The sequence below is a fragment of the Nocardia carnea genome, from assembly GCF_029868855.1.
GTDB lineage: Bacteria > Actinomycetota > Actinomycetes > Mycobacteriales > Mycobacteriaceae > Nocardia > Nocardia carnea_A.
Genome location: NZ_JARWOV010000076.1, coordinates 1 through 15,947, shown reverse-complemented (window position 1 = coordinate 15,947; position 15,947 = coordinate 1). Strand labels below are relative to the sequence as shown.

Genomic DNA, 15,947 nt, shown 5'->3' with positions numbered 1-15,947 from the left:
GGGCCCCTCCGGGGGCGGGCTGGGGGCGGGGGTTTCGGTCACGCCCTCACTTCCACTCCCCGGGCTGCCCGGGGGCCGGGCTGTGCGGGCGCCCGCACCCGCCCCGGGGCCGCCCGGCCCCCCCCAGTCGGCCGGAACGGTCATCGCCCGGATCGCCTCGACCCGGCGGCGCAACCGCGGCGGCATCACCTGCACCACCTTGGCCAAGGCCCGCACCGAGGATTCGGCGACTCCTTCGACCATGCCCTGCATCGCGACCTGTAGTCCGATGACCAGCGCGACCGCCTCGTCGTCGTCGACCATCAGCGGAGGCAGTGCGGCGCCCGCCGCCAGCTGATAGCCGCCGTCGACCCCGCGTTGCGCCTCGACCGGATAGCCGAGGTCACGCAATCGGTCGATATCCCGCCGCAATGTTCGCGGCGAAACCCCGAGACGCTCGGCCAGCTCGGTACCCGGCCAGTATTTGTGGGTCTGCAGCAGCGACAGCAGACGCAGGGTCCGCGTGCTCGTATTCGCCATACTTCGATTGTGGTCGAATTGCGGCCGGTTTCTGACCGCTGTACGGGGTTAATTCGAATTGCCGTGCATGGAGATACCCGCGATGGTGCGGGCGGTGATCGACCCGTCCGCGTGTTTGCGGCCCCATACCCACACGGGGGCGCCGATATCGATACCGGCCGGATCGCTGGCGATCAGGACGTAGAGCTTGGTCGAACTGTCGGGATAGACAACGACCTCCGCCCTGGTGATCTCGCTGCGTACGGTGAGTATCCCGCCGTCGTTTGCGCGGACCTTGCCGAAGACGAACCCGAGTCCGACCTCCGGCGATGCGGGCCCGGCCGGCGCGGGGCGGGGGGACGCCACAGCGGGGCCCGGTTCGGCGGTGACCGACTGCGGCGTTGCCGCGACGAAAGTGGTGACCGCCGGCTCCCCGGCCGCATGCGGGTCGGTGGCGCGTCCGAGGTAGAAACCACCGACCGTCAGCAGAACAGCGATTCCGAGCACGAGTCCCAGCAGAGCGTGGCCACCCCAATACGCCGGACCTGTGCCACCGTCCCTGTACAGATAACCGGCGGGCTCCCGCCCACCTGTTCCGGACGATGCCCTGCGCCCGGCCGCCGGACGCGACTGTTCGCCGACGGTAACGACCGGACTCGAACCGTGCGAGCCGAACCCGGTCGCGGATGCGACAGCCTCGTGGCCCGTTGCCGGGTGATCGACCGAGGGCCGCCGCGCCGCGTCGATTATCCGCGGATCCAGGTGGCCGAACCGGTCGGTGGGCAAGTCGACTCCGCGGCGTGAGCCTGACCACGGAGTGCGCTTGCTGGACATAGTGCCAGGCTAGGCGGTCTGTTCAGTCCCCTATCGTCACTGGCGGGGAGAAGTCGTCGGATGAAAACAACCCGCAGGCAATACCTTTCGCGTCGCAGTCAGTCCGCGGTGACCACCGCCAGTACCTGCTCGCCGTACCGGGCCAGCTTGCTCTCACCCACACCGCTCACCGCACCCAGCGCCGGGAGATCCCCCGGTTTACGGGCCGCGATTTCGCGCAGCGTCGCGTCGTGGAACACCACATAGGCCGGGACCCCCTGCTCCTTGGCGGTATCGGCACGCCACTGGCGGAGTCTCTCGAACAGAGCGGTGTCGGCGCCGGCGAGTTCGACCGGCGCCGATTTCGCGGCCTTGGCACTGCGCGCCGCGCGGGAGGGTGTCGGGCGTTCGGGTTCCCGGCGCAAGCGCACCGTACGACCGTCGAACAGCACGCTGTCACTGGCCTCGGTCAGGGTGAGGACACCGTAGTCACCGTGCACCGCGAGCAAGCCCTGCGCCAGGAGTTGCCGGACGACTCCACGCCACTCGGTATCGCGCAGATCGGTACCGACACCGAACACGCTCAGCTCGTGGTGGTCGTACTGCTGGACCTTCTGGTTCTTCTTGCCGAGCAGGATATCGATGAGGTGGCCCGCGCCGAAGCTCTGTCCGCGTTCACGTTTCAGGCGCAGCACGGCCGACAGCAGTTTCTGCGCGGCTACGGTACCGTCCCATGATTCGGGTGGGCTCAGACAGGTATCGCAGTTCCCGCACGACTGTGCGCGCTGCCCGAAATACGCGAGCAACTGCGCACGCCGGCAATCGATCGTTTCGCAGAGGGCCAGCATCGCGTCGAGATGCAATTGCAATTGCCTGCGGTGCGCCGCGTCCCCCTCCGAGGCATCGATCAGCCGGCGTTGCTGCACCACATCCTGCAGCCCGTACACCATCCAGGCCGTCGACGGCAGGCCGTCGCGGCCGGCGCGGCCGGTCTCCTGGTAGTAGCCCTCCACCGATTTGGGCAGATCGAGATGGGCGACGAAACGAACGTCGGGCTTGTCGATACCCATGCCGAACGCGATGGTCGCGACGATGACGAGCCCGTCCTCGCGGAGGAACCGGGCCTGGTTCTCGGCACGGGTGCGATGATCCAGGCCCGCGTGATAGGGCAGCGCGCGAATACCGTTCTCGGTGAGGAATGCCGCGGTCTTCTCCACCGAATTCCGGGACAGGCAGTAGACGATTCCGGCATCGCCGGGGTGTTCGGTGCGCAGGAAGTCGAGCAGCTGGCGATCGGGCCTGTTCTTCGGCTCGATCCGGTACTGGATATTGGGCCGGTCGAAACTGGCGACGAACCGGCGCGCTCCGCCGAGATCGAGCCGGGTGATGATCTCGTCACGTGTTTTAGCGGTGGCAGTGGCGGTCAACGCGATCCGCGGAACATCCGGCCAGTGCTCGTGCAGTACCGACAGGGCCAGGTAATCGGGCCGGAAATCGTGACCCCACTGCGAAACACAGTGCGCCTCGTCGATCGCGAACAGCGCGATCCGGCCACGACCGAGCAATCCGATCGTGGACTCCATCCGCAACCGTTCCGGCGCCAGATACAGCAGATCCAGTTCCCCGGCCGCGAACTGTGCCTCGACCGCCCGGCGCTCGTCCGGGAACTGCGTGGAATTGAGGAACCCGGCCCGCACGCCGAGCGCGCTCAGCGCATCCACCTGATCCTGCATGAGCGCGATGAGCGGCGAGATCACCACCCCCACCCCATCGCGCACCAGCGCGGGAATCTGATAGCACAGCGATTTGCCACCGCCGGTCGGCATGAGCACCAGCGCGTCGCCACCGCCGATCACCTGCTCGACGATCGCGTGCTGTTCACCACGGAAGTGGTCGTACCCGAAAACCCGGCGTAACACCTCGTGGGCGGCGTCGTCGGGGTGAACGGGAGCTGCCACTGCGGTGTCTTCGGCGGTATCCACGCGGCCATCCTACGAGCGAGGTGCCGCGCGGTCCCGCCGGAAAGAGGGTCCACGCGAGCTCAGCGCCGCGGTTGTCCACATGGGGACAACCCCGGGGGGCACCAGCCGAGGCCGACTGCTGCCGGTGCGCAGGCCGCCGAGCAGGCTCGCCTGGGTAGTCGGTAGTCCCAAGCCACGACCAGGGGCCATCCGCCCCGGTGAGCACGGACGTCGGCCGGCCGAAAGGACAGTCTCGCGTTTTCCGGTCGAGAAATTTCGATTCGTCGCTATTGAGGTCAAAAAGTGGCCGCTATAGGTCATAACGTGGTTCTCGAACACGGAATCAACCGCTCAGCCCATACCGACGAAAGGCGACAATCATGGCCGCGACCTCCACCCTCGACAAGACGACCCTCTCCCCGGAGCGCGCCGATATCCTGGCCGAACTGAACAATGCGCGCCATTTCCTGCGCTTCACCACCCGCGGTCTCACCGACGAACAGGCCGCGTCGCGGCCCACTCACAGCGAGCTGTGCCTCGGCGGCCTGATCAAGCACGTCACCGGGGTCGAACGCGGGTGGGTCGATTTCATCGTCGACGGCACCGCGGCAATGAAGGACTTCGACGACCTGACCGAGGAAGACTTCGCCGGACGCGCGGACGAATTCCGGATGCTGCCCGGAGAAACACTGGCCGGGATTCTCGAGGCGTATGCCGAGGTCGCCGCACGCACCGACGAGATGGTCGCCACGCTGCCCGATCTGAACAGTGCATGGCCCCTGCCCAAGGCGCCGTGGTTCCAGGAAGGCGAGTGGTCGGCGCGCCGGGTGCTGATGCACATCATCGGTGAGACCGCCCAGCACGCCGGTCACGCCGATATCCTTCGCGAAGCCATCGACGGTGCGAAATCCATGGGCTGACAGCACGGTTCGGCCCGCCTCCGCATCGGGGCGGGCCTCCGCACCGGATCCCGCGCGGCCGCACAGCCGGAAGTGGAGGAGTGGCCGGCCTCCGGTTGTCGACTCCGGGGCCGGTCTACCGGGCGAAACGGTCGAGGATCAGCTGGTGCAAACGTCCGTTGGTCGCGACCGCGTCCCCGCCGTGCGGGCCGGGCCGGCCGTCGAGGGCGGTGAAGGTGCCACCCGCCTCCCGGACCAGGATGTCCAGCGCGGCCAGATCCCACAGCGAAACCTCCGGTTCGGTGGCGATATCCACCGCGCCCTCCGCGACCAGGCAGTAATTGAGAAAATCGCCGTAGCCGCGCACTCGCCAGACCTCGTCGGTGAGGTCGATGAACTGCTCCCGCAGACCACGGTCACGCCAGCCGGAGAGGCTGGAGAACGCGAGACTGGCCGAATCCAGTCCGGCGACGGCGGAGACGGTGATCGGCCGGGGCGCCCCGGGATGGAACGTCGTCCACGCGCCCTGCCCCGCGGCGGCCCACCAGCGCCGCGCCAGTGCGGGGGCGCTCACCACCCCCACTACAGGTACTCCGTCCTCGAGCAACGCGATCAGCGTCGCCCACACCGGAACCCCACGGACGAAATTCTTGGTGCCGTCGATCGGATCGACCACCCATTGCCGGCCGGTGAATTCGGCACTGCCGCCGAACTCCTCCCCCAGCACCGAATCCTCCGGGCGGCCGTGCCGCAGCATCCGGCGGATCGCCTCCTCCACGGCCAGATCGGCGTCGGAGACGGGGGTGAGGTCGGGTTTGGCGTCGACCTTCAGATCCAGTGCGCCGAATCGTTCGCGGGTGATCGTGTCCGCCTCGTCGGCCAGGCGTAACGCGAGTTCCAGGTCAGAGGAGTGAGCAGCCACACCGGAAACCCTAGCGCGGCTCTCAGGCTGCGACCGCGCGCGCCGCGACCAGCGCCTCCGCCCACCAGCGCACCCGGTCCAGCATGAGCTGCGCTGCCTCTTCGTGTTCGGCGGGCGAGAGCAACTGCCCGTCCGCACCGAACAGCAGGTAGTAGCGCGGGAACGAGACGTATTCGCGGACGGTGTGCGCGTCCAGCTCGCTGAAGACCTGCCGCAGGTGTTCGATCGCAGTGAGCCCGCCGGTGGCGCCGCTGTATCCGACGAAGGCGACCGGTTTGCGCTGCCACTGGGTGAAATGCCAATCGATCACGGCTTTCAGCGAAGCCGGGTAGCTGTGGTTGTAATCGGGCGTCACGATGACGAACGCGTCGGCGGCCGACAGCCGCTCGGTGAGATCGCGCATACCGGCGGGGCGTTCGGGGTTCGGCTCCACCGCGGGCGGCACGGCGGGCAACACCAGCGGGATATCGGCCTCGGCAAGATCGATCACGTCGATCTCGAACCGCCCGTGGGCGGCGACCTGCGCGGCGAACCACGAGGCCACGACGGTACCGAAACGGCCCTGCCGGACACTTCCGATGATCACCGCGAGACGCAGCGGGGTAACGGACATGGTGTGGTGCTCCATCCTGCCGGGCGGCCCGGTGGCCGCCGTCTGATCTCGAACCTGCCGCGCCGCCGCGCGCGCAGGGAGACCGCGCGAAGAGTGGTAGTGACAGGGACACCCTGAGCGGGCCCGGCCCGGATACCGTGATCGAGTGAGCGAGAACGAGATGGGGCTGTTCCTGCGCAGCCGGCGTGAGGCGGTTCGTCCCGCGCAGGTGGGGCTGCCCACGGGGCCGCGCCGCCGGACTCCCGGTTTGCGCCGGGCGGAGCTGGCCACGCTGGCCGGGGTGAGCGTGGAGTACATCATCCGGCTCGAACAGGGCCGGGATCGCAATCCGTCACCGCAGGTGCTGTCCGCGCTGGCGGACGCCCTCGGCCTGTCCACCAACGAACGGGTCCATCTGTACCGGCTGACCAAAGCCGATACCGGTTTCAGCTGCACCGGCCCGGGGGCACCGGTCCGGGAGATCCGCCCGACGGTGCGGGCGTTGCTCGACCAGCTCGAACCCGCCGCTGCGGCCGTGGTCGACGGCCGGACCGAGGTGCTGGCCTGCACCGCCGGCTATCGGCGGTTGATGGAACCGGCCGGCGTATTCGACGCCGACCACGGCGCGAATCTCGCCCGTTTCACCTTCACCGATCCCCGGGCCCGCACGGTCTACCCCGATTGGGGCCATCAGGCCGACCATATCGTCGCCACCCTCAAACAGGGTCCCTTCCGCGCCGACCCCCATATCGCGGCGCTGGCCGATCAGCTCACCATCGCCGCGGGTGCGTCCTTCACCGAACGCCTGGCCACGGTCCCCAACCTCCCCGCTCCCACCGGGATCACCCGGCTGGAGCATCCGGAGGCCGGGCCGCTACGCCTCGCCTTCGAAACCCTGACTCTGTCCGCCGACGACGATCAGCAGCTCATCGTCCACCTCCCGGCCGATCCGGCAGCCGCCGAAGCCCTGGACGGTCTCGCCGGCCGGCACCACGGCGGTCTCCGCGCGGTATCCGGCTGACACTCACGCCCCGGGGTTCGCATCGGAACCGCGCCGTGGCAGGCGGCTCGTCGGCACGGATCCCGTGGATGGGTTCCCGTCGGCGGCGAACAGGTCGGCATGCCTGTGCGGTTTCATCGCACCCGGCGCTGCTAGTAGCCTTGAACATCGTGCATCCAGACGTTACCGCCGACCTCGCCGAACTCGACGCGACCCTGAAGACCGTCGAGTCGGTCCTCGATATCGAGGAGCTGCGCCGTCGTATCGACGAGCTGGAGCATCAGGCCGCCGATCCCGAGTTGTGGAACGACCAGGATCACGCGCAGCGGGTGACCAGTGAGCTATCCCACGCGCAGGGCGAACTGCGCCGGGTCCAGGAGTTACGGCAGCGTCTGGAAGACCTGCCGGTGCTCTACGAGCTGGCCGAGGAAGAAGAAGGCGAGGCGCGGACCGGGGCGCTGGCGGACGCCGATGCCGAACGCGCTGCGTTGCACACCGATGTCGAGGCCCTCGAGGTCCGCACACTGCTGTCCGGCGAATACGACAAACGTGACGCGCTGGTCAATATCCGCTCGGGTGCCGGCGGGGTGGACGCGGCCGACTGGGCCGAGATGCTGATGCGCATGTATATCCGCTGGGCCGACCGGCACAAGTACGGGGTCGAGGTCTACGACACCTCCTACGCCGAAGAAGCCGGGATCAAGAGCGCGACCTTCGTGGTGAAGACCCCGTACGCCTACGGCACGCTCTCGGTGGAGATGGGTACGCACCGGCTGGTCCGGATCAGCCCGTTCGACAACCAGGGCCGCCGCCAGACCTCCTTCGCCGAGGTCGAGGTGCTGCCGGTCGTCGAGACCACCGACCATATCGACGTTCCGGAAACCGATATCCGGGTCGATGTCTACCGGTCGTCGGGCCCGGGTGGGCAGAGCGTCAACACCACCGACTCGGCCGTCCGGATCACCCATATCCCCACCGGGATCGTGGTCACCTGCCAGAACGAGAAATCGCAGCTGCAGAACAAGGTTTCGGCCATGCGGGTGCTGCAGGCCAAACTGCTGGAACGTAAACGTCAGGAAGAGCGCGCGCAGATGGACGCGCTCAAGACCAACGAGGGTGCGTCCTGGGGTAACCAGATGCGCTCCTATGTGCTGCACCCGTACCAGATGGTCAAGGATCTGCGCACCAACTACGAGGTGAACAACCCTTCGGCGGTACTCGACGGCGATATCGACGGTTTCATCGAATCCGGAATCCGCTGGCGGATGAGTACAGTTCTGCAGGAGAGCTAGCGCGCCCCGATCCCGGGGAGGCGCAAGGGATCCGGTGTGGATGCAGGAGCAGGTGGTCTGATGAGTGCGGAAGGGACCGAAACTCTCGCATTGTCGCTGGCGTTGTCTTCGGACGTGACGTCCTGGCTGCGTTCGTCCGGGCTCGAGATCGTTCTGCTGATCCTCGGGGCCATGCTGTTCGCCCGCTTCGCCACCTACGTGCGCGACCGGGTGACCCAGCGCATCGATTCCGGATTTCGCGGCGGCGATGCGCTGGTGCGTTCCGAGGAGGCCAAACACCGGCATGCGCTGGCCCAGGTGCTGACCTGGGTCGTCCTGACCGTCGCCTATGTGCTGGTCGCCATGGAAGTGCTGCAGCGGCTCGGATTCTCCATGTCGGGTCTGGTCGCCCCCGCCGCCGTTCTGGGCGCGGCACTCGGTTTCGGTGCGCAGCGCATCGTGCAGGACATCCTGGCCGGGTTCTTTCTCATCACCGAACGCCAATACGGTTTCGGCGATGTGGTGCGGATCGCGGTGACCGGGGTCGCGGATCCGGCCGAGGGCACAGTGGAGGATGTGACCCTGCGGGTCACCAAACTGCGGAACTCGGACGGTGAGGTGATCACCGTCCCGAACGGACAGATCGTGAAAGTGACGAATCTGTCGAAGGATTGGGCGCGCGCGGCGATCGATGTGCCGGTCGCGGCGAGCGCCGATATCCTGCGGATCAACGAAGTGCTGCACGAGGTGGGCGGGCAGGCCTACCGCGACCCCCGCCTCGAACCGCTGCTGCTGGACGAGCCGACGGTGATGGGTGTGGAGGACCTGACCGTGGATCAGATGAACATCCGGATGGTGGCCCGGACACTGCCGGGCAAACAGTTCGAAGTCAGCCGGGAGTTACGTGTGCGGGTGGCCGCGGCGATGCGCCGGGAGGGTTTGAATGCGCGCGCGTAGATCGACGCTGGTGCTGGCCGGGAGCTGGATTGCGACCTTCGTGTTGTACCTGTTCGTCAAACCGGACGATATCGCACAGCACAAGCCGGCGCCCGCCCCCGCGGCACCGGTGCAGCAGGTGCCGGCGCTGGTGGTTCCCGGCCGGTAGCGGCCCTGGGACGGCCCGCCGACGGGTTCGTTATCGAATGGTTACACTGACTCCTCGTGATCACCCTGCGCGACGTCAGCAAGTCGTATCCGACCGCGACGCGAGCCGCATTGGAGAACGTCACCGTCCACATCGACAAGGGTGAGTTCGTCTTCCTCATCGGCCCCTCCGGCTCCGGTAAATCGACCTTCATGCGGTTGCTCATCAAAGAGGAGATCCCGTCCTGGGGCGAGGTCCATGTCGCGGATTTCCGGGTGGACCGGCTGCCCGGGCGGCGGGTCCCCCGGCTGCGGCAGCGGGTGGGCTGCGTATTCCAGGACTTCCGGCTGCTGCAACAGCGGACCGTCGCCCAGAATGTGGCGTTCGCGCTCGAGGTGATCGGCAAACGACGCCAGTTCATCGACCGGACCGTGCCCGAAGTGCTGGAACTGGTGGGGCTGGGCGGTAAAGCCGACCGACTGCCCAGCGAACTGTCCGGCGGTGAACAGCAGCGGGTCGCGATCGCGCGGGCCTTCGTGAACCGTCCGCTGGTGATGCTCGCCGACGAACCCACCGGCAACCTCGACCCCGAGACGAGTTACGAGATCATGCTGCTGCTCGAGCACATCAACCGGATGGGCACCACCGTGCTCATGGCCACCCACGACCCCCTGATCGTGGACGGTATGCGCCGGCGGGTGGTGGAACTCTACGAGGGCCGGCTGGTCCGCGACCAGGCGACCGGTGGTTACGAGGTGGGCCGGTAATGCGCGCGGGATTCCTGTTCGGCGAGGTCTCCGAGGGACTGCGCCGCAACGTCACCATGACGATCGCGATGATCCTGACGACCGCGGTCTCGCTGACCATGCTCGGCGGCGGAATCCTCGCGATCCGGATCGCCGACAAGACCGAGCAGTACTTCCTGGATCGCCTCGAAGTGCGGCTGTATCTGACCGAGGACATCTCCGCGAACGATCCGGATTGCACCAGCGATCCCTGCCGGATCCTGATGGCCGATCTGAAATCGGTCGACGGCGTGGAGACGGTGCAATACCTCAATCGCGACGCCGCGGTACGCGAGGCCAAGGAGAAAACCTTCAAGGACCAGCCGGAACTCGCGGAGTACGTGAGCGAGACGCCGCTGCCGGCATCGCTACGGGTCAAGATGACCGACGCATCGCTGTATCCCACGATCTACGAGCAGTTCTCCGAGAGCCCCGGGGTGGGCATGGTGCGCAACGACAAGGACATCGTGGACCGGCTGGTGAGCCTGTTCGACGGACTGCGTAACGCGGCGTTCGGGATGGCTCTGTTGCAGGCGGTGGCGGCGCTGTTGCTGATCGCGAACATGGTCCAGATCGCGGCGTTCACCCGGCGTACCGAAGTGCACATCATGCGCCTGGTCGGCGCCACCCGCTGGTACACCCAGTTGCCGTTCCTGCTGGAGGCGGTGGCGGCAGCGCTGGCGGGCGGCCTGCTCGCGACGGTGGGCCTGTTCGCCGCCCGCCCGCTGGTGATCGACCGGGCACTGGGCGATCTGTTCGCGAGCAATGTTTTCCCGGCGATCACCTTCGACGATATTTTCACCACCGCGCTGATGGTCGTACCGGTCGGCGTGGTGTTCGCCGGGCTCACCGCGTACGCCACTTTGCGCTGGTACGTGCGCGAGTAGCGTCCGGCCCGGGGTCGCCGGCCCAGGTCGATCACAGCCCGCCGACCAGGCCGGGATTCCGGATTCCCGTCAACCTGCCCCCGGCAAGCTGTCCCCGGTACCGCTCGTCCGCTCCGGACGGGCGGTACTGCTCTGTGGCCGCCACCGGGTATGTCCGCTCACCAGGACAGAACTGGCACTCGACGTCTTTCTTACTCTTCAGTAAGATAGCCTTACTCCGCAGTAAGATAGCTGGGGCCAGACCCTCACCCCGCGCGAGAAAACAGGTGATGATGAGCATTCGAGACAGCGCTACCAAGCGGCGTCCGGACAACGGCGTCCGCCAGGAGAACGGGGTGGGCCTGCACCAACCCAAACGGGATTGGATGGGCGCCGCCATGCGGGTCATGTCGACGATCACCGGCTCGGAGCTCGCCGAGAAATACAACCTGCGCAAACAGATCGACCGGGTCACCTACGAGAGCACCAAAACCGGATTCCGGACTCTCGGCGCCGCGACCCGCGCCTTCAACAAGGTCGCCGGCGGTGGGGCGCCCAAACGTCTCCCCGACAACGAATCGAAGACCAAGGACTACTTCGATCTCACCCCCACCGACGAACAGCAGATGATCGTCGAGACGGTCCGCGAGTTCGCGGCCGAGATCCTGCGCCCGGCCGCGCACGACGCCGACGAGGCCGCCGCCGCGCCGAAAGACCTGCTGGGGCGCGCCGCCGAACTGGGTATCACCCTGATCAATGTGCCCGAGGAACTCGAGGGCGCGGCCACCGAACGCGGCGCAGTCACCAATACGATGGTCGCCGAGGCACTCGCACACGGGGATATGGGTCTGGCCCTGCCGCTGCTGGCACCCAGCGGCGTCGCCGTCGCACTGTCCCAGTGGGGCACCGATGCCCAGCAGCAGACGTACCTGCCCGCGTTCACCGGCGAGAATGTGCCGCAGGCGTCGGTCGTCATCAGCGAACCGCGTGCCCTGTTCGATCCGTTCACCCTGCAGACCAAGGCCGTGCGTTCCCCCAGCGGTTACCGGCTCAACGGCGTGAAGAGCCTGGTCCCGGCAGCCGCCGACGCCGAAATCTTCGTGGTCGGCGCGGAGCTCGACGGCCGCCCGGCGCTGTTCATCGTGGAATCCGAATCCCAGGGGCTGTCGGTGGAGGCCGACCCCAGCATGGGTTTGCGCGCCGCCGGTCTCGGCCGGCTGGTCCTGGACAACGTGGCCGTCGGTGCCGACGCGATCCTCGGTGAGGGCGATGCCAAACAGCACGCCGCCGACTACCGAGACGCGGTGCAGCTGGCCCGCCTGGGCTGGGCGTCGCTGGCCACCGGGACCGGCCAGGCGGTACTCGACTACGTGATCCCCTACGTCAACGAGCGTGAGGCGTTCGGCGAACCGATCAGCCATCGGCAGGCGGTGGCCTTCATGGTCGCCGATATCGCCATCGAACTCGACGGCCTGCGGCTGGTGACACTGCGCGGCGCCGCCCGCGCCGAACAGGGCCTCACCTTCGCCCGCGAGGCCGCGCTGGCCAAGAAGCTGGCGACCGACAAGGGCATGCGATTCGGTCTCGACGGTGTGCAGCTGCTCGGCGGGCACGGTTTCACCAAGGAGCACCCGGTCGAGCGCTGGTACCGCGATCTGCGCGGTATCGGTGTCGCCGAAGGAATCGTGCTGGTGTAGTTCCAGCCGCTGCGGATTCATACCTTCTCAGGAGACTTTCCATGATCAATCTCGAACTGCCGAAGAAGCTGCGGGCCAGTGCGAACCAGGCGCATCAGGTGGCCGCGCAGATCTTCCGGCCGATCTCGCGCAAATACGATCTCGCCGAGCACGAGTACCCGGTGGAACTCGACACGATGGCCGCCATGGTCGACGGCCTGAGCGATTCGGGCACCCAGAAGATCAGCGGCGCGGCCGGCGGCCGGTCCGATGAGGGCGAAGGGCCCGCCACCCTGCCCGTCAACGCCAACGGCGGCAATATGTCGGCCCTGCTCAACGCGCTGGAAACCTCGTGGGGCGATGTCGGGCTGATGCTGTCGATCCCGTATCAGGGCCTCGGTAACGCCGCGATCGCCGCGGTCGCCACCGACGAGCAGCTGGAACGGTTCGGCAAGGTGTGGGCTTCCATGGCCATCACCGAACCGAGTTTCGGCTCCGATTCGGCCGCCGTCACCACCACCGCCGTTCTCGACGGCGACGAATGGGTGCTCAACGGCGAGAAGATCTTCGTCACCGCGGGCCAGCGCTCAACCCATATCGTGGTGTGGGCCTCGGTGGACCGCAGCCTCGGCCGCGCCGCCATCAAATCGTTCGTGGTCCCGCGCGACGCCCCCGGCCTGTCGGTGGCCCGGCTCGAGCACAAGCTCGGCATCAAGGCCTCCGATACCGCGGTATTGCTGCTACAGGACTGCCGGATCCCGAAGGACAATATCCTCGGCAGCCCGGAAGTGAACGTGGAGAAGGGTTTCGCGGGGGTCATGCAGACCTTCGACAACACCCGCCCCATGGTCGCGGCGATGGCCATCGGCGTCACCCGGGCCGCGCTGGAGGAACTGCGCACCATCCTCACCGACGCGGGAATCGAGATCTCCTACGACACCCCGCCGAACAGCCAGCACGCCGCGGCGGCCGAATTCCTGCGCATGGAGGCCGACTACGAATCCGCCTACCTGCTGGCGATGCGGGCGGCCTGGATGGCCGACAACAAACAGCCCAACTCGCTGCAGGCCTCGATGTCGAAAGCGAAAGCGGGCCGCACCGGCACCGATGTGACCCTGAAAGCGGTCGAACTGGCCGGTGCCGTGGGTTATTCGCAGCGCCTGCTGCTGGAGAAGTGGGGTCGCGACTCCAAGATTCTGGACATCTTCGAAGGCACCCAGCAGATCCAGCAGCTCATCGTCGCCCGCCGGGTCCTGAACAAGACCAGCGCCGAACTGAAGTAGGCAGGTCGGACACGTAGAACCGGTCCGAGTCGCCACAGTGACCAGGACCGGTTTCGCGTTTCCGGCGCGCCTGCATCAGCTCTCGGACCGCCTGTAGGCCGTCATCGGCGGGACGCTCCCATATGCCGGCGGCACCTGCCCGTGCTGGACGGGAGCCGAGAGACGTCGGTATGACGGTGCGTCGGCTGGGCCGCCGCCGTCGAGGAGCACTGGGATCTGTCCTCGACGGTGGCTCCTGACCGACGGCCCTATTGTCCGCAGTCGGCCCGACGGTTCGGCCTCACTTCAGATGCCGGGTGAAGAACCGGCCCGCCTCCTCTCCAGCGTGCTGGGGGACGCCGGTGTGCCCGCCCATATTGGCGTGCAACGTCTTCTCCTCGGAGCCGAAGGCGTCGAACAGGTCCAAGGCCATCTGCCGGTCGTTTCCTTCGTCGTCCCACTGCAGCAGGACATGCAGTGGAATGGTGACCTGCCGGGCCTCGGCGAGTATGGCGCGGGGCACGAAACTACCGGCGAACAGAACGGCGGCCGCGATACGCGGCTCGACCACCGCCAGCCGGGTGCCGATGGAGATCACCCCGCCCGAGTAGCCGACCGGGCCGCCGATCTCGGGCAGCGCGAGGAGGGCGTCCAGGGCGGCCTGCCATTCCGGGACCGCCCGGTCGACCAGCGGGAGGATGAGCCGGTCGACGATATCGCCGGTGACCGGTCCGCCGGTCCGCAGCGCCCGGTGCAGGTCGGCGCGAGCCTGATCGGTGGCAGCTGAGCTGGGCCGCTCACCGCTGCCGGGGAGTTCGATCGTGGCAGCAGCGTAGCCCGCCGCCGCGGCCTGCCGGGCGCGGGCCAGCAGTCGCGGGTACATCTTCTGCAGGCCGAGCGGAGGATGGCCGAGCAGGATCAGCGGCACCGGTGTGGGTGCGGGTCCGGGCGTCCACAGAATGCCGGGAATCTCGCCGAGGGTGAATGCCCGTTCGAGGATGTCGCCGTCGAGGCGCTGTTCGGTAACGAATTGCACGGTCGTGCCTTTCGGGAGTGCTGATGAACGGCGCTCCCGGACGACCTATCGCCCGACCGTGACCCCGGAGGGGAGCACCCATGTCGATACTGCGTTCACGGATACCACCTCCTGGTTCTCTGGCACGGCCTCCGGAAAGGTAGCAGTGGTCGCAGTCGTTCGCCAACGGATTTCTGCGGCGGCTCCCTACCGGCTTCGGTGAATCCCGGGACTCGGATGCCGCGGAACCGAGATTGCGCCCGCGACGCCCGCGCGGCGGTCTGGACAGTGCGCCGACCGGGTGACATGTTGGTGACGACGTTTTTCGCGATTTGCTCGACCCGGCGGATTCGCCTCGGTTCAACGCCCGGATCCGCCGGTACGTGTTGCCCCTCTCCACCCTGCTGAACCCACCCCCGGGACGGCATCCCGGACAACGTATCTGCAAGGAGACTGGTTATGCGCACAAAGGGCTTCGCCCGTCGGCTCGTCACCTCGCTCGCCGCTACGGCCGCGGCCACCATGCTCTTCACCGGGCACGCCACTGCCGAGCCGGCCCAGGTCGATTGGGTTTCGGCGACCCAGCAGCTGCGAACAGCCGCCGCGGGCAACCCCGACGCCGAACGTGCCGTCGATACGCTCATCGGTGACCCGCGGGTCACCGATGCCGCTCGGGAGGCCGCGCTGCCGGCCCAGCCGTTCCAGATCCCGGCCGAATCGAATATCGGCCGCGGCGGCGGGCCGGGTATGTACGGGTCGGGTGTGGCGCTGAATATCGACGGGTTCCGGTTCGCCTTCTTCGGCGGCCCCGGCACCATCGCCCCGAATCAGGCCGGGGCGCGACTCGAGGTGGTCTGGCTCAACCTGTCGAACGGCCGCAGCGGTATGGAACCGCTGACCGAGCATATGGACATCATCGCCGATACGACGATCCGCACCCGGGTGATCGATCCGGGGCCCGGCATGGTCGTGGCCGCCGTCTACGGCAGCCTGTGGCATCGGTGGCCGGTTCCGGTGAGCCCGGAACACCCGGACGGCTTCCAGTACGCGCGCGGCGAGATCACCTTCCCGTCGCTGGGCTCGGTCTACAACTGAGCCGGCGGCAGATAAGCACAGCTCGGGGACGGCGCCGGGGAAAAGGGGGGGGGGGGGGGAGGGGGTGTGGGGGGGCGGTGGGGGGGGGGGGGGTTTGGTCGGGGGGGGGGGGGGCGCTTATTACCGCGGGGTGCGGGTCCGCCTTCTGCGGCGCCCCCGCCACCACCCCCCCTAACCGGGCCGGGCCGCGACTCGAGGTGGTCTGGCT

Annotated in this window: 16 protein-coding genes; 10 read left to right on the top strand and 6 right to left on the bottom strand. The window is 67.6% G+C overall.

Features of this window, described 5'->3' with window-relative positions; all coding sequences use genetic code 11:
• From QH195_RS06635 to recQ, 3 genes are all read right to left on the bottom strand, one after another.
• A partial coding sequence (locus QH195_RS06635) for a helix-turn-helix transcriptional regulator (protein WP_280434715.1) occupies positions 1-519 on the bottom strand: 519 nt, incomplete at its 3' end.
• A 48-nt stretch (positions 520-567) separates the two neighbouring features.
• Positions 568-1,332, bottom strand: coding sequence for a hypothetical protein (locus tag QH195_RS06630; protein WP_280434714.1), 765 nt, complete (start codon positions 1,330-1,332; stop codon positions 568-570).
• A 98-nt stretch (positions 1,333-1,430) separates the two neighbouring features.
• Positions 1,431-3,293, bottom strand: coding sequence for a DNA helicase RecQ (gene recQ, locus QH195_RS06625; protein WP_280434713.1), 1,863 nt, complete (start codon positions 3,291-3,293; stop codon positions 1,431-1,433).
• A 359-nt stretch (positions 3,294-3,652) separates the two neighbouring features.
• Here recQ and QH195_RS06620 point away from each other — a divergent pair, with 359 nt between their 5' ends.
• Positions 3,653-4,192 carry a DinB family protein gene (locus tag QH195_RS06620; protein ID WP_280434712.1) on the top strand — a complete coding sequence of 180 codons (540 nt, stop codon included), beginning with the start codon at positions 3,653-3,655 and terminating at the stop codon, positions 4,190-4,192.
• A gap of 115 nt (positions 4,193-4,307) precedes the next feature.
• Here QH195_RS06620 and hisN read toward each other — a convergent pair whose 3' ends face one another.
• Entirely contained in the window at positions 4,308-5,093 is a 786-nt protein-coding gene (gene hisN, locus QH195_RS06615; protein ID WP_280422982.1) for a histidinol-phosphatase, read from the bottom strand.
• Positions 5,094-5,115: 22 nt separating this feature from the next.
• Positions 5,116-5,706 carry an NADPH-dependent FMN reductase gene (locus tag QH195_RS06610; RefSeq protein ID WP_280434711.1) on the bottom strand — a complete coding sequence of 197 codons (591 nt, stop codon included), beginning with the start codon at positions 5,704-5,706 and terminating at the stop codon, positions 5,116-5,118.
• Between the two features lie 145 nt (positions 5,707-5,851).
• On the opposite strand from QH195_RS06610, the gene QH195_RS06605 reads away from it, so the two are divergent.
• The 8 genes from QH195_RS06605 to QH195_RS06570 all read left to right on the top strand — a co-directional run bounded on the left by QH195_RS06605 (position 5,852) and on the right by QH195_RS06570 (position 13,650).
• Positions 5,852-6,706 (top strand): helix-turn-helix domain-containing protein, encoded by an 855-nt coding sequence (locus tag QH195_RS06605; protein ID WP_280434710.1) that lies wholly within the window; start codon positions 5,852-5,854, stop codon positions 6,704-6,706.
• 149 nt (positions 6,707-6,855) lie between these two features.
• A complete protein-coding gene (gene prfB, locus QH195_RS06600; RefSeq protein ID WP_280422985.1) occupies positions 6,856-7,977 on the top strand; it encodes a peptide chain release factor 2 in 1,122 nt (373 codons plus the stop codon).
• Positions 7,978-8,037: 60 nt separating this feature from the next.
• On the top strand, positions 8,038-8,913 hold the full coding sequence (locus tag QH195_RS06595) for a mechanosensitive ion channel family protein (protein WP_280422986.1): 876 nt from the start codon (positions 8,038-8,040) through the stop codon (positions 8,911-8,913).
• Complete coding sequence (locus QH195_RS06590) at positions 8,900-9,061, top strand: hypothetical protein (protein ID WP_280434709.1); 162 nt, start codon at positions 8,900-8,902, stop codon at positions 9,059-9,061. Before QH195_RS06595 ends, QH195_RS06590 begins: the two co-directional genes overlap by 14 nt.
• A 56-nt stretch (positions 9,062-9,117) precedes the next feature.
• Positions 9,118-9,807 carry a cell division ATP-binding protein FtsE gene (ftsE, locus tag QH195_RS06585; protein WP_280422988.1) on the top strand — a complete coding sequence of 230 codons (690 nt, stop codon included), beginning with the start codon at positions 9,118-9,120 and terminating at the stop codon, positions 9,805-9,807.
• Positions 9,807-10,712: a permease-like cell division protein FtsX gene (ftsX, locus tag QH195_RS06580; protein ID WP_280434708.1), complete on the top strand. Its 906-nt coding sequence runs from the start codon at positions 9,807-9,809 to the stop codon at positions 10,710-10,712. The genes ftsE and ftsX overlap by 1 nt, the downstream gene beginning before the upstream one ends.
• Positions 10,713-10,978: 266 nt before the next feature.
• Positions 10,979-12,388, top strand: coding sequence for an acyl-CoA dehydrogenase family protein (locus QH195_RS06575; protein WP_432278482.1), 1,410 nt, complete (start codon positions 10,979-10,981; stop codon positions 12,386-12,388).
• Between the two features lie 41 nt (positions 12,389-12,429).
• Entirely contained in the window at positions 12,430-13,650 is a 1,221-nt protein-coding gene (locus tag QH195_RS06570; RefSeq protein WP_280434706.1) for an acyl-CoA dehydrogenase family protein, read from the top strand.
• A 280-nt stretch (positions 13,651-13,930) separates the two neighbouring features.
• Here QH195_RS06570 and QH195_RS06565 read toward each other — a convergent pair whose 3' ends face one another.
• A complete protein-coding gene (locus QH195_RS06565) occupies positions 13,931-14,665 on the bottom strand; it encodes an alpha/beta hydrolase (protein ID WP_280434705.1) in 735 nt (244 codons plus the stop codon).
• A gap of 438 nt (positions 14,666-15,103) precedes the next feature.
• Here QH195_RS06565 and QH195_RS06560 point away from each other — a divergent pair, with 438 nt between their 5' ends.
• On the top strand, positions 15,104-15,739 hold the full coding sequence (locus QH195_RS06560) for a hypothetical protein (protein WP_280422993.1): 636 nt from the start codon (positions 15,104-15,106) through the stop codon (positions 15,737-15,739).
• Positions 15,740-15,947: the final 208 nt, after the last annotated feature.

Coding starts and splice junctions, on each gene's coding strand:
- QH195_RS06630 (WP_280434714.1), bottom strand. CDS start 1,332: ATGTCCAGCAAGCGCACTCCGTGGTCAGGCTCACGCCGCGGAGTCGAC.
- QH195_RS06620 (WP_280434712.1), top strand. CDS start 3,653: ATGGCCGCGACCTCCACCCTCGACAAGACGACCCTCTCCCCGGAGCGC.
- QH195_RS06610 (WP_280434711.1), bottom strand. CDS start 5,706: ATGTCCGTTACCCCGCTGCGTCTCGCGGTGATCATCGGAAGTGTCCGG.
- QH195_RS06595 (WP_280422986.1), top strand. CDS start 8,038: ATGAGTGCGGAAGGGACCGAAACTCTCGCATTGTCGCTGGCGTTGTCT.
- QH195_RS06590 (WP_280434709.1), top strand. CDS start 8,900: ATGCGCGCGCGTAGATCGACGCTGGTGCTGGCCGGGAGCTGGATTGCG.
- ftsX (WP_280434708.1), top strand. CDS start 9,807: ATGCGCGCGGGATTCCTGTTCGGCGAGGTCTCCGAGGGACTGCGCCGC.
- QH195_RS06570 (WP_280434706.1), top strand. CDS start 12,430: ATGATCAATCTCGAACTGCCGAAGAAGCTGCGGGCCAGTGCGAACCAG.
- QH195_RS06560 (WP_280422993.1), top strand. CDS start 15,104: ATGCGCACAAAGGGCTTCGCCCGTCGGCTCGTCACCTCGCTCGCCGCT.